Here is a 12,266-nt window from a genome sequence, read left to right on the forward strand (position 1 = left end):
CTCGGGTGCGGGATGCCCGTGCGAGACTGTCCCCGTGACCGATCGCCTGATGCTGCTCGATACCGCCAGCCTCTACTTCCGCGCGTTCTACGGGGTGCCCGACAAGGTCACCGCACCGGACGGCTCCCCCATCAACGCCGCCCGTGGGTTGCTCGACATCGTCGCGAAGCTCGTCACGCTGTACGAGCCCACCCAGGTCATCGCCTGCTGGGACGACGACTGGCGTCCGCAGTGGCGCGTCGACCTCATTCCCAGCTACAAGGGCCACCGCGTCGTCGAGGTCGTCGCGGACGCCCCGGACGTCGAAGAGGTGCCCGATCCGCTCGAGGCGCAGATCCCTCTCATCCGTCAGACGCTCGCGGCTCTCGACATCCCCATCATCGGCGTCGCGGCGCACGAGGCCGATGACGTGATCGGCACGCTCGCCACGGCATCCGCGCTTCCGGTCGACATCGTCACCGGGGATCGCGACCTCTTCCAACTCGTCGACGACGCGAGCGACGTCCGCGTGATCTACACCGCCCGCGGCATGAGCAACCTCGAGATCGTGACCGACGCGACCGTCGTCGCCAAGTACGGAGTACTCCCCAGCCAGTACGCCGACTTCGCGACGATGCGCGGCGACGCCTCGGACGGCCTTCCCGGCGTCGCCGGCGTCGGCGAGAAGACCGCGGCGACGCTCCTCCAGACCCATGCCGATCTCGACGGCATCCGTGCGGCGGCCGCCGCGGGCGAGGGGATGAGCGCCGGCGTCCGCGCGAAGATCCTCGCGGCGAGCGATTACCTCGATGTCGCCCCCACGGTCGTCGCGGTGGCCACCGGACTCGACATATCCGCGCCGGGCACGCCGCTGCACCCGCTCGACGACGTCGCCCGCGACGCGGCCGATTCTCTCGCCGCGAAGTGGAATCTGACCTCCTCGATGAACCGCGCGATCGCCGCGATCGAGAAGGTCACCGGTTCCGCCTGACCCTCATTCCGCCCACGCGAGCAGACGCTCGAGCCCCCAGGTCGTCACGATCCGGGATGCCGGCACCCCCGCGCGCTCCGCTCGCTCGGCGCCGTGGTCGAGAAGCGACAGCTGACCGGGGGCGTGCGCATCCGAGTCGATCGAGAAGAGGCATCCGGCTTCGAGAGCGAGCGCGATCAGCTCGTCCGGAGGATCCTGACGCTCCGGGCGGGAGTTGATCTCGACGGCGACGCCGTTCTCGGCGCAGGCCGCGAACACGGCGGCCGCGTCGAACTCCGACGGCGGGCGCGTGCCGCGCTCACCCTGCACCAGGCGTCCCGTGCAGTGGCCGAGCACATTCACCCGCGGGTGCGCCACCGCCGAGAGCATCCGACGGGTCATGGAGCGGGCATCCATCCGCAACTTCGAGTGCACGGACGCGACGACGATGTCCAGATCGCCGAGAAGCCCATCCTCCTGGTCGAGCACGCCGTCGTCGAGGATGTCGACCTCGATGCCGGCCAGGAGCGTGAAGCCGTCGCCGGACTCGGCCCGGACGAGAGGGATCTGCTCGCGCAATCGCTCGCTCGATAGCCCGCGTGCCACCCGCAGACGCGGCGAATGATCGGTGATCGCCTGATACTCGTGTCCCTGTGCGCGCGCTGCGGCCGCCATCACCGCGATCGACGTCGTCCCGTCCGACCAGTCGGTGTGCGCGTGGAGATCGCCGCGCAGCTTCCGCCGCAGGTCGGAGATGCGCTCCGGCTCCACGTCGCCGCGGAGCTCGACCAGATAGTCGGGGACCGTGCCCTCCTGCGCCTGACGGATCACCGAGAAGGTCGACGCACCGATCCCCGGGGCCGCACGGAGACGGTTCGGATCGGTGCGCACGTCCGCGGGCAATGACTCGAAGACCGCGGCCGCCTGCCGGAAGGCCTTGGCCCGATATCTCGACGCCCGCTCGCGCTCGAGCAGCGAAGCGATCTCGAGTAGTGCGGCGACCGGTTCCATGATGCGCCTCAGCCGGCGGCGAGCTCCCGGCTCACGCCGATCCACTCGTCGAGCTTCGACAGCGCCCGCCCGTCGTCGATCGCGGTGGCCGCACGCTCGTACGCGCTGCGCAGGCGTTCGAGGATCGGACGCTGCACCTGTGCCGCGTCCTGGGAGAGCTCGAAGGCGACGACGCCCGCGGCGGCGTTCAGCAGCACGATGTCGCGCACCGCTCCGCGCTCCCCCTCCAGAGTGCGACGCAGGATGGTCGCGTTGTGCTCCGGCGCCCCTCCGAGAAGGTCCGAGAGTTCGGCGAGCGGGATGCCGAGGTCACGCGGATCCAGATCGTGCTCGTGCACATCTCCTCGGGTGACCTCCCAGATCCGACTGTGTCCGGTGGTGGTGAGTTCGTCGAGTCCGTCATCGCCGCGGAAGACCAGCGCGGTGGCGCCGCGCGTGCGGAACACTCCGGTGATCAGGGGCACGCGCTCGAGCTGCGCCACGCCCACGGCGTTCGCCTCGGCGCGAGCCGGATTGCAAAGAGGGCCGAGCATGTTGAACACGGTGGGCACGCCGAGCTGCGATCGCACGGCTCCCGCGTGCTTGAACCCTGGGTGGAACGCACCCGCCCAGGCGAAGGTGATCCCCGTGCGGTCGAGGATGGACGCCACGGCGGCCGGATCGAGCGTGAGCTCGAGCCCGAGAGCGCCGAGCACATCGGAGGAGCCGGACGCCGAACTCGCCGCCCTGTTGCCGTGCTTCACGACCGGGATGCCCATCGCACCGATGATGATGGCCGCGGTCGTCGAGACGTTCACGGTGCCGACGCGGTCCCCGCCCGTGCCGACGATGTCGAGGACGTCCGGCGACACCGGGAGCGGGACGGCCGCTTCGAGGATCGCATCGCGGAAACCGACGATCTCGTCGATCGTCTCGCCCTTCGCACGCAATGCGATGAGGAATCCCGCCAGTTGGGCCTCGCTGACATCGCCCCGCATGATCTGACGCATGGCCCACGTCGACTCCCAGACGCTGAGGTCGCGACGCTCCAGAAGAGTGGTGAGCACATCGGACCAGGTCAGGGATTCAGCCATGTGTGCGATCCTATCGGCGCCGAGAAAACGTGCATCTCGTCCGTCACGGATGCCGACGGCCGGAGCACCCGCGATTTCCCGCGGATTCACCGACGATTCGCAGTGTTTTCTTAGGGTTACCTAAGTGAAAAGCTGGCGAAACGAGGTGTCCGGGTGCAAGAATCACCCCCGGGAATCGGCCATAATGGAACGGTGACGACCTCAGCGACGTATGCCCCGGCGGCGAGAACCATCAAGCGGCCCAACCCGGTAGCTGTCGGCACCATTGTGTGGCTCGGCAGTGAAGTGATGTTCTTCGCGGGACTCTTCGCGATCTACTTCACCCTCCGAAGCACCTCCCCCGAACTCTGGGCCGACCGGACCGAACTGCTGAACGTGCCGTTCGCATTCGTGAACACCGCGATCCTCGTGCTCTCGTCGTTCACCTGCCAGATGGGCGTCTTCGCAGCCGAGGACCTCCAGGCCTACAAGATCGGCAAGGGCCAGAAGAACGGTGCAGGCCGTCGCCGCCTGTTCGGCTGGGGCATGGTCGAGTGGTTCTTCCTCACCTTCGCCCTCGGCGCGGTCTTCGTCTCGGGTCAGGTCTGGGAGTACGCCCAGCTCGTCGCCGAGGGAATGCCCATCAGCGCCGACTCGTACGCTTCCGCGTTCTACCTGACCACCGGCTTCCACGCACTGCACGTGACGGGCGGGCTCGTCGCGTTCCTGCTCGTCATCGGACGCGCGTTCGCCGTCAAGAACTTCCGGCACAAGGAGGCGACCTCCTCGATCGTGGTGTCCTACTACTGGCACTTCGTCGACGTCGTCTGGATCGTGCTGTTCGTCGTAATTTACTTCCTGAAATAAGAGCGGAGCTGATCCCCGAGATGGCACGAGAGAAGAAGCGCCGTTCTGGCGGTCGCCGCAGCCCCCTGGCTGCCGCGGCCCTCATCGGAGCAGGCCTGATGATCACCGGCGCCGTGTACGCCGGCGCATCCGCGGCCTTCGCCGCGACCGACACGCAGACCGCGGCGACCACGCTGACCGTCGAGGACGGCGAGAAGCTGTTCCAGGCGAACTGCGCCACCTGCCACGGCCTCGACCTGCAGGGCACGCCCAACGGGCCGAGCCTCTACGGTGTCGGCGAGCTCGCCACCGAGTTCCAGCTCTCCACGGGCCGCATGCCCCTGCAGATGCAGGGACCGCAGGCTCCCCAGAAGGAGCCGCAGTTCACCGAGGACCAGATCCTCGCGATCTCGTCGTTCGTGCAGTCCACGGCCCCCGGCCCGACCTTCCCCGAGGAGCGCATCCTCGACGGTGAGGGCGACGTGGCTCACGGAGCCGAGCTCTTCCGCGTCAACTGCGCGATGTGCCACAACGTGGCCGCCGCCGGTGGAGCACTCACCGAGGGCAAGTACGCCCCGGCCCTGACCGAGACCAGCGCGCTGCACATGTACGCGGCCATGGTGACGGGCCCCCAGAACATGCCCGTCTTCGGCGACATGAACCTGTCGGACGAAGACAAGCGCGACATCATCTCGGCTCTCCTGTACCAGCAGCAGTCCGTGCAGATCGGCGGGTTCTCCCTCGGATCGCTCGGACCGGTCTCTGAGGGCCTGTTCGTCTGGATCTTCGGCATCGGCGCACTCGTCGCCATCACCGTGTGGATCACGGCGAAGTCCAACTGACGCTTAATCATCGAAGAGGAACGTACGAGGAGCACCATGGCACACGACGACGACTCGCAGGCTCTTGACAGGGCCTACCAGCCCTCTCCGGGGCTGGGCGTCGCAGTCAGCGACCCTGTGCAGAACCCGGGCCTGCCGCCGCACCGCGAGCGGATGACCGACAAGGACCCGCGCGCGGAGAAGGCCGCGGTCCGCACTGTCTACACGCTGTTCTACCTGTCTCTCGCGGGCAGCATCTGGGCGGTCGCCGCCTACATGCTGTTCCCGATCGAGAGCGGCGCTCTCATCGACATCCGTCAGAACAACCTCTTCATCGGACTCGGCATCGCCCTGGCGCTGCTGTCCCTCGGCCTCGGAGCGATCCACTGGTCGAAGGCGCTCATGTCCGACAAGGAGCACATCGAGCACCGCCACCCCACGCGCGGCAAGGACTCGACCCGCGAGGCCGCGATCAAGGCGTTCTCCGACGCCAACGAGGAGTCCGGCTTCGGACGCCGCACGATGATCCGCAACTCGCTGTTTGCAGCGCTCGTCGCGTCGATCATTCCCGGCGTGACGCTGTTCCGCGGCCTGGCCCCGCATGCCACCCCGGAGGACCCCTACGCGGGCGACCCGGTGCACCTGCTCAAGCACACCATGTGGGAGGAGGGAATGCGCCTCGTCCGCGACCCGGACGGCACGCCGATCCGCGCCGCCGACGTCACGCTCGGTTCCGCCTTCCACGTGATCCCGGCCGACCTGGCCGAGCTGAGCCACCACGACGGCTACCTCGAGGAGAAGGCGAAGGCCATCGTGCTGATGATGCGTCTGCGCCCCGAGCAGCTGATCGAGGCCGAGGACCGCAAGGACTGGTCGTACGACGGCATCGTCGCTTACTCCAAGGTGTGCACCCACGTCGGATGCCCGGTCGCGCTCTACGAGCAGCAGACCCATCACCTCCTCTGCCCCTGCCACCAGTCGCAGTTCGATGTGACGGATCACGCCAAGGTCATCTTCGGACCGGCCGCGCGCCCGCTGCCTCAGCTGCCCATCACCGTCGACGACGAGGGCTACCTCGTCGCGCGCAGTGACTTCACCGAGCCCGTCGGCCCGAGCTTCTGGGAGCGCCATTGAGCACCGCAACGCTGTCCAAAGAGGACAAGGACACCAAGGCGCCTCTCGGCGGCCGATTCGTCGGCGCCGCGTCGAACTACATCGATGAGCGCACCAGCCTCTCCGGCTTCGTCAAGGAGCTGGGGCGCAAGATCTTCCCCGACCACTGGTCGTTCATGCTGGGTGAGATCGCCCTGTGGAGCTTCGTCGTCGTGTTCCTGTCCGGAACCTTCCTGACGTTCTTCTTCCAGGCGTCGATGGTCGAGACCCACTACACCGGTGCGTACGCTCCGATGCGCGGGATCGAGATGTCCGCGGCGCTCGAGTCGTCGCTCCACATCTCGTTCGACCTCCGTGGCGGTTTGCTCGTCCGTCAGATCCACCACTGGGCCGCCCTGGTCTTCGTGGCCGGTATCGGCGTGCACATGCTCCGCGTGTTCTTCACCGGCGCGTTCCGCAAGCCGCGCGAGCTCAACTGGGTGATCGGCTTCGTGCTGTTCATCCTCGCTCTCGCCGAGGGCTTCACGGGATACTCCCTCCCCGACGACCTGCTCTCGGGTAACGGTCTCCGCATCATCGACGGCATGGTCAAGGGCCTCCCGCTCATCGGCACGTGGACCTCGTTCCTCCTCTTCGGCGGCGAGTTCCCCGGTACCGACATCGTCGGGCGCCTGTACTCGCTGCACATCCTGCTGCTGCCGATGCTCGTGATCGCCCTGATCGTCGTGCACCTCATGCTCATGATCATCAACAAGCACACGCAGTTCGCCGGCCCCGGCCGCACGAACGACAACGTCGTGGGCTACCCGATGATGCCGGTGTACATGTCGAAGATGGGCGGATACCTGTTCATCGTCTTCGGCACCATCGTGTTGATCGCGACCTTCTTCCAGATCAACCCGATCTGGAACTACGGTCCCTACGACCCCTCCCCCGTGTCCGCCGGAACCCAGCCCGACTGGTACATCGGCTTCGCGGACGGCGCGCTGCGTCTGGCGCCCTCGAACTGGGACGTCGTCTTCCTCGACCACACCTGGTCGTTCGGCATCCTCGTTCCGGTCGCCGTGCTCGGACTCTTCATCGTCGCCGTCGCGATCTACCCCTTCATCGAAGCGTGGATCACCGGTGACAAGCGCGAGCACCACATCGCGCAGCGTCCGCGCAACGCGGCGACCCGCACCGCCATCGGCGTGGCCGGCGTCGTCTTCTACGCCGTGCTCTGGGCTGCAGCCTCCTCGGACCTCATCGCGACGCACTTCATGCTCACGATGGAGGGTGTCATCCACACGCTCCAGGCTCTGCTGTTCCTCGGGCCGATCCTCGGTTACTTCGTGACCAAGCGCATCTGCATCGCGCTGCAGAAGAAGGATCGTGAGATCGTTCTCCACGGCTTCGAGTCGGGACGCATCGTCCGCCTTCCCGGTGGCGAGTTCATCGAGGTGCACCAGCCGGTCGATCAGTACGACCGGTGGAAGCTCATCGACGTCGACGGCTACGAGCCGCTCGTCGTACGCCCCAACGCCAAGGGCCGCATCCCGTGGACGGAGAACCTCCGGTCGTCGATGTCGCGCTGGTTCTTCGAGGACCGTCTCGCGCCCCTCACTCAGGCCGAGGTCGCAGCCGCGGATGCACACCAGCACCACGTCACGGCTCACAACGAGGAGACCGAGGTCGCCGAGATCCAGGGAGCTCACGAGCGCGCCGGATTCCCGGATGCCCCGATCGAGGCGACCGAGGACCACGTCGACGAGACGCCGAACACCCCGAGCACGTTCATCGCGACCGAGCCCGTGAAGAAGCCTCGCAAGAAGAAGTCGGAGGACGGCGAGTAACGTCCCGCCGCTCCCCTCTCGAAGGGCCCTGTCCACGCGGACAGGGCCCTTCGATGTTCCCATGCGAGGATCGAAGCATGACGTCCGTAGTCCGACTCATCCGTTCCGACTCCCTCGCCGACACCCCGTACGCCTATGCCGCGACGGCTCCCGCCGGCTCCCGCCTCATCTTCCTGGCCGGCGCCTGCCCGCTCGAAGACGATGGCTCCACGACCGCCCCGGGCGACTACGCTGCACAGGCAGCGCGCTGCGTCGAGACCCTGCGAGGCGCTCTCGCCGCGTCGGGCGCCGCACTGACAGACGTCATCAGCACGCGCGTGCTGGTGGCCTCCACACGCCAAGCTGACCTCATCACCGCCTGGAACGTCGTAGAATCGGCATTCGGATCCCACGATGTTCCGAGCACCCTTCTCGGTGTCACGGTGCTCGGGTACGACGACCAGCTGGTCGAGATCGAGGCGATCGCCGCGGTGCAGGGAGACTGACGATGAGCGGCACAATCCGCCCTGCGCTCTCGACCGACGCCGAACACCTGCAGGCGATCGAGTCGGCAGCGGATGCCCTCCTCATCGACGCTCTCGGAGCCTGGGAGTGGCCCGACGCAGAGGACGGCGCGGCCCGCCTCGCGGCTCCCGGGTTCACCCTGCTCCTCGAAGACGAGGACACGCGCTCCCCCGTCGGATTCGTGCATGTGCTCGACGCGGACGGACACGCGCACCTCGAACAGCTTTCGGTGATTCCCTCGGCGGGACGGCAGGGGCACGGGCGCGCTCTGGTGCGCGCCGCCCTGCGTGAGGCGCACGAGCGTGGCTACTCCCGTGTCACACTGCGCACGTACGCCGAGGTGCCCTGGAACGCACCGTTCTACGCCACCTGCGGATTCCTCGAGAGCCTCCCCGAGACGGCTTTCCAGCGAGCTCTGATCGACACCGAGGCAGAGCTCGGGATCGATCGCTACGGTCGCCGGGTGCAGATGACGGCCGAGCTCGACGACCGGACGCACCTGGCCGGAAAAGACCCACGAGCGACCGATTGACGAGCGCGGACCGACCTGTGCCTCTCCTACTCTGAGAGACATGATCGATCGCGCCGACTACTTCGCCGCCAAGCTCGCCTACGAGACCGACGCCAGTGACGTCCATGCCGACCTTCGAGCGGGGAAGCCGCTGGTCGTGATCGACGTGCGCTCCGCCGAAGCCTGGACCCAGGGACGCGTCGCCGGAGCGACGCACATGCACTACAGCGAGATCGAGGCCCGAGCGCCTGCAGAAATCCCTGCCGACAGCGAGGTCGTCGTCTACTGCTGGAGTCCCGGATGCAACGCCGGCGCGAAGGCGGCGCTCGCCTTCGCCCGCCTCGGCTACGCGGTGCGCGAGATGATCGGCGGATTCGAGTACTGGGCGCGGGAAGGTTATCCGGTGGAGGACGCGGATGGCGTGCACCACCGGCCCGTCGACCCACTCACCGGAATCCCTCGGATACGCAGCCGTTCGTGACGCAGAAGAGGCCCCCGGGAATCCCGGGGGCCTCTTCGTTCGTTCGCCCGATCAGCGAGCGAAGTTACCGCGGTAGTACTCATACACCCAGCCGACGATCGCGACGACGAAGATCGCCAGGCCGATCGGCAGGAGGAAGTGTCCGACGGCCAGACCGACCACGAAGACACCGGCGGAGGCCGCCAGGACCAGCGGCCACCACGACCACGGGCTGAACTCGCCGAGCTCGGGGTCGCCGTCGTCGATGTCCGACGTCAGGATGTCTTCCGGCAGCTCTCCACCCTGCGCATTGTGCGTGCGGTCGAGGTAGAACGCGATCATCGCGCCCATGAAGGCGGCGAAGAACAGTGCGGTCGTGCCGACCCACTCGATCCGCATGGCGAAGTTGTCGTCCGGCGTCGCGAGGATGTGCCAGCCGGTGTAGATCACTCCGACCAGGGCGAAGAAAGCGGTGAGAATCCACCAGAGAATGACGTTGTCGCGCATGGCTCAGTGGACCTCTCGCTCGCCCGGAGCCGTGGTGGCGAACTCCGCTGCTTCGGGGTGATTCAGGTCGAAGGCCGGGCGCTCGCTACGAATGCGCGGGATCGACGTGAAGTTGTGACGCGGCGGCGGGCAGGAGGTCGCCCACTCGAGCGATGCTCCGTAGCCCCACGGGTCGTTGACGGTGACCTTCGGCGCCTTGCGGGCCGTGATCCAGACGTTCAGGAAGAACGGCAGCATGGACGCGCCGAGGATCATCGCACCGATCGTCGAGACCTGGTTCTGCCAGGTCCAGCCATCGGCCGCGGAGTAGTCCGCGTAACGACGAACCATGCCGTCGACGCCCAGCCAGTGCTGGATGAGGAAGGTCATGTGGAAGCCGATGAACAGCATCCAGAAGTGGACGTAGCCGAGACGCTCGTTGAGCATGCGTCCGGTCCACTTCGGCCACCAGAAGTAGAAGCCGGCGAACATCGCGAACACGACGGTTCCGAAGACGACGTAGTGGAAGTGCGCCACGACGAAGTAGGAGTCAGACAGAGCGAAGTCCAGCGGCGGGGCCGCCAGGATGACACCCGTCAGACCGCCGAAGACGAACGAGACGAGGAAGCCGAGCGAGAAGACCATCGGAGTCTCGAAGGTGACGGACCCTCGCCACATCGTGCCGATCCAGTTGAAGATCTTCACACCCGTCGGCACGGCGATGAGCATCGTCATCAGCGCGAAGAACGGGAGAAGCACGGATCCGGTGACGTACATGTGGTGAGCCCACACGGCCACGGAGAGAGCGGCGATCGCGATCGTCGCGTAGACGAGCGTCTTGTAACCGAAGATCGGCTTACGGCTGAACACCGGGAAGATCTCCGAGACGATGCCGAAGAACGGCAGCGCGATGATGTAGACCTCGGGGTGCCCGAAGAACCAGAACAGGTGCTGCCAGAGCAGGACGCCGCCGTTGGCCGGGTCGTAGATGTGGGCACCGAGCACGCGGTCGGCGCCGGCGGCGAAGATCGCGGCCGCGAGGACCGGGAATGCCATCAGGATCAGGAGGCTCGTGACGAGCGTGTTCCAGGAGAAGATCGGCATGCGCCACATCGTCATGCCCGGTGCGCGCATCGTGATGATCGTGGTGATGAAGTTCACCGCACCGAGGATGGTGCCGAATCCGGAGATTCCGAGTCCGAGCATCCACAGGTTTCCACCCGCTCCCGGCGAGAACGAGGCGCTCGCGAGGGGCTGGTAGGCGAACCATCCGAAGGACGCCGCACCCTGAGGGGTGAGGAAGCCGGCGACGGCGATCGTCGATCCGAACAGGAAGAGCCAGAAGGCGAAGGCGTTCAGGCGCGGGAACGCGACGTCGGGCGCGCCGATCTGCAGGGGCAGGATTGCGTTGGCGAAGCCCGCGAACAGCGGCGTCGCGAACATCAGCAGCATGATCGTGCCGTGCATCGTGAACAGCTGGTTGTACTGCTCCTTCGTCGGGATGATCTGCATACCCGGAGCGAAGAGCTCGGCGCGGATGACGAGGGCCATCACGCCTCCGAGGAGGAAGAACAGCACCGAGGCGATGAGGTACATGTACCCGATCGTCTTGTGGTCGGTGGAGGTGATCCACTTGACGACGATGTTGCCCTTCTGCTCGACGCGCGAAGAGCTCATGAGCGAGGCCTGGCGCGGGGGCAGAGTCGTGGGACGGGAGCGGTTCGCCTCGTCGGTGCGGGGTGCTTCAGTCGTCGACATGGCTTACTCCTCTCCTTCTTCGGAGTCGTTCTTCGGGGTCGTTCCGGGGTAGTTCGACAACCGGTCGTAAGCGTCCGTGATGTCTCCCGTGTTGCCCTTGTCCTTGAGGGTCTCGAGGTACGCGTCGTATTCGTCCTGCTCGACGACCTTCACGTTGAAGAGCATCATCGAGTGGTACTCGCCGCAGAGCTCGGCGCACTTCCCGGCGTACTCCCCCACGCGGGTGGGGATGAACGACCAGGAGTTGTCCTTGCCGATGTACATGTCCTTCTTGTAGAGGAAGTCGATGATCCAGAAGGAGTGGATGACGTCGCGGGACTGCAGCTTGATCGTGACCTTCTGGTCGACCGGGAGCACCAGGGTCGGCAGCTGCGACTGGTCGATGTTGCCCTCGGCGTCGGGCTGGGCCTGAATACCCATCGTCCAGACGGTGTCGTCCTCGGAGTCGGCGTCGTACTGGAAGTCCCACGCCCACTGCTTCGCGATCGCGGTGATCTCGACGTCGGGGTCGTCCCACTGCGTCTCGATCGCGGCCTGGTCGCGGGCGGTGAAGAAGAACATCCCGAGCACGAGGATCAACGGCACGATCGTGTAGAAGATCTCGATCGGCATGTTGTAGCGCATCTGGACGGGAAGACCCGTCTGGCCCTTGCGACGGCGGTATGCGATCGCGGCCCAGGCCATGAGGCCCCAGGTGATGACACCGACGGCGAGAAGGACGATCCAGGAGTTCACCCAGAGCGACGACACGCGCTCGGTCTGGTTGGTGGCAGCGGGGCCATCATCGACGAAGCCGGGGAGATAGCCGTTCAGCTCGGCGGTGGTACATCCCGCCAGGGCCACAGCTGCCGCGACTCCCAGAGGGAGTGCGGCCCAACGAAGGCGGCGGCGTTTCGAGGGCACGATGCACCTTTCAGATTGCG

13 protein-coding genes are annotated in these 12,266 nt (G+C 66.5%); 8 read left to right on the forward strand and 5 right to left on the reverse strand.

Going from position 1 to position 12,266, the window contains the following annotated elements:
- Positions 1-34 precede the first annotated feature (34 nt).
- Positions 35-970, forward strand: coding sequence for a 5'-3' exonuclease (locus ACTJKK_RS13885; RefSeq protein ID WP_247956394.1), 936 nt, complete (start codon positions 35-37; stop codon positions 968-970).
- A 3-nt stretch (positions 971-973) separates the two neighbouring features.
- Here the strand turns inward: ACTJKK_RS13885 and ACTJKK_RS13890 are convergent, their stop codons facing one another.
- Together ACTJKK_RS13890 and trpD are read right to left on the reverse strand one after the other, a co-directional pair.
- Positions 974-1,960 (reverse strand): PHP domain-containing protein, encoded by a 987-nt coding sequence (locus ACTJKK_RS13890; protein WP_440748430.1) that lies wholly within the window; start codon positions 1,958-1,960, stop codon positions 974-976.
- A gap of 8 nt (positions 1,961-1,968) precedes the next feature.
- Positions 1,969-3,033 (reverse strand): anthranilate phosphoribosyltransferase, encoded by a 1,065-nt coding sequence (gene trpD, locus ACTJKK_RS13895; protein ID WP_440748431.1) that lies wholly within the window; start codon positions 3,031-3,033, stop codon positions 1,969-1,971.
- A 192-nt stretch (positions 3,034-3,225) separates the two neighbouring features.
- On the opposite strand from trpD, the gene ctaE reads away from it, so the two are divergent.
- The 7 genes from ctaE (at position 3,226) to ACTJKK_RS13930 (ending at position 9,120) form a co-directional block, all read left to right on the forward strand.
- The gene (gene ctaE / locus ACTJKK_RS13900) at positions 3,226-3,879 is read left to right on the forward strand and encodes an aa3-type cytochrome oxidase subunit III (protein WP_440748432.1); all 654 of its coding nucleotides are present in this window, start codon (positions 3,226-3,228) and stop codon (positions 3,877-3,879) included.
- 20 nt (positions 3,880-3,899) lie between these two features.
- Positions 3,900-4,700: a cytochrome bc1 complex diheme cytochrome c subunit gene (gene qcrC / locus ACTJKK_RS13905; protein ID WP_247622113.1), complete on the forward strand. Its 801-nt coding sequence runs from the start codon at positions 3,900-3,902 to the stop codon at positions 4,698-4,700.
- 36 nt (positions 4,701-4,736) lie between these two features.
- Positions 4,737-5,813, forward strand: a complete 1,077-nt coding sequence (qcrA, locus tag ACTJKK_RS13910; protein ID WP_247631967.1) for a cytochrome bc1 complex Rieske iron-sulfur subunit — start codon at positions 4,737-4,739, stop codon at positions 5,811-5,813.
- A complete protein-coding gene (qcrB, locus tag ACTJKK_RS13915; RefSeq protein WP_440748433.1) occupies positions 5,810-7,624 on the forward strand; it encodes a cytochrome bc1 complex cytochrome b subunit in 1,815 nt (604 codons plus the stop codon). Before qcrA ends, qcrB begins: the two co-directional genes overlap by 4 nt.
- A 77-nt stretch (positions 7,625-7,701) precedes the next feature.
- Positions 7,702-8,109 (forward strand): RidA family protein, encoded by a 408-nt coding sequence (locus ACTJKK_RS13920; RefSeq protein ID WP_440748434.1) that lies wholly within the window; start codon positions 7,702-7,704, stop codon positions 8,107-8,109.
- A 2-nt stretch (positions 8,110-8,111) separates the two neighbouring features.
- Positions 8,112-8,660, forward strand: a complete 549-nt coding sequence (locus ACTJKK_RS13925; RefSeq protein ID WP_440748435.1) for a GNAT family N-acetyltransferase — start codon at positions 8,112-8,114, stop codon at positions 8,658-8,660.
- A 40-nt stretch (positions 8,661-8,700) separates the two neighbouring features.
- On the forward strand, positions 8,701-9,120 hold the full coding sequence (locus ACTJKK_RS13930; RefSeq protein WP_440748436.1) for a rhodanese-like domain-containing protein: 420 nt from the start codon (positions 8,701-8,703) through the stop codon (positions 9,118-9,120).
- A 51-nt stretch (positions 9,121-9,171) separates the two neighbouring features.
- Here ACTJKK_RS13930 and ACTJKK_RS13935 read toward each other — a convergent pair whose 3' ends face one another.
- From ACTJKK_RS13935 to ctaC, 3 genes are read right to left on the reverse strand one after another with little or no spacing between them, the layout of a single operon-like run.
- Positions 9,172-9,606 (reverse strand): cytochrome c oxidase subunit 4, encoded by a 435-nt coding sequence (locus tag ACTJKK_RS13935; protein ID WP_247622107.1) that lies wholly within the window; start codon positions 9,604-9,606, stop codon positions 9,172-9,174.
- Between the two features lie 3 nt (positions 9,607-9,609).
- Entirely contained in the window at positions 9,610-11,343 is a 1,734-nt protein-coding gene (gene ctaD, locus ACTJKK_RS13940; RefSeq protein ID WP_247622106.1) for an aa3-type cytochrome oxidase subunit I, read from the reverse strand.
- Between the two features lie 3 nt (positions 11,344-11,346).
- Positions 11,347-12,246: an aa3-type cytochrome oxidase subunit II gene (gene ctaC / locus ACTJKK_RS13945; protein WP_247622105.1), complete on the reverse strand. Its 900-nt coding sequence runs from the start codon at positions 12,244-12,246 to the stop codon at positions 11,347-11,349.
- Positions 12,247-12,266: the final 20 nt, after the last annotated feature.

This window comes from Microbacterium sp. 22179 (assembly GCF_052045715.1).
Lineage (GTDB): Bacteria > Actinomycetota > Actinomycetes > Actinomycetales > Microbacteriaceae > Microbacterium > Microbacterium galbinum.

Bases quoted from the DNA above. Each gene is read 5' to 3' on its own strand.
- ACTJKK_RS13890 (WP_440748430.1), bottom strand. From the start codon at position 1,960: ATGGAACCGGTCGCCGCACTACTCGAGATCGCTTCGCTGCTCGAGCGC.
- trpD (WP_440748431.1), bottom strand. From the start codon at position 3,033: ATGGCTGAATCCCTGACCTGGTCCGATGTGCTCACCACTCTTCTGGAG.
- qcrC (WP_247622113.1), top strand. From the start codon at position 3,900: ATGGCACGAGAGAAGAAGCGCCGTTCTGGCGGTCGCCGCAGCCCCCTG.
- qcrA (WP_247631967.1), top strand. From the start codon at position 4,737: ATGGCACACGACGACGACTCGCAGGCTCTTGACAGGGCCTACCAGCCC.
- ACTJKK_RS13920 (WP_440748434.1), top strand. From the start codon at position 7,702: ATGACGTCCGTAGTCCGACTCATCCGTTCCGACTCCCTCGCCGACACC.
- ACTJKK_RS13925 (WP_440748435.1), top strand. From the start codon at position 8,112: ATGAGCGGCACAATCCGCCCTGCGCTCTCGACCGACGCCGAACACCTG.
- ACTJKK_RS13930 (WP_440748436.1), top strand. From the start codon at position 8,701: ATGATCGATCGCGCCGACTACTTCGCCGCCAAGCTCGCCTACGAGACC.
- ACTJKK_RS13935 (WP_247622107.1), bottom strand. From the start codon at position 9,606: ATGCGCGACAACGTCATTCTCTGGTGGATTCTCACCGCTTTCTTCGCC.
- ctaD (WP_247622106.1), bottom strand. From the start codon at position 11,343: ATGTCGACGACTGAAGCACCCCGCACCGACGAGGCGAACCGCTCCCGT.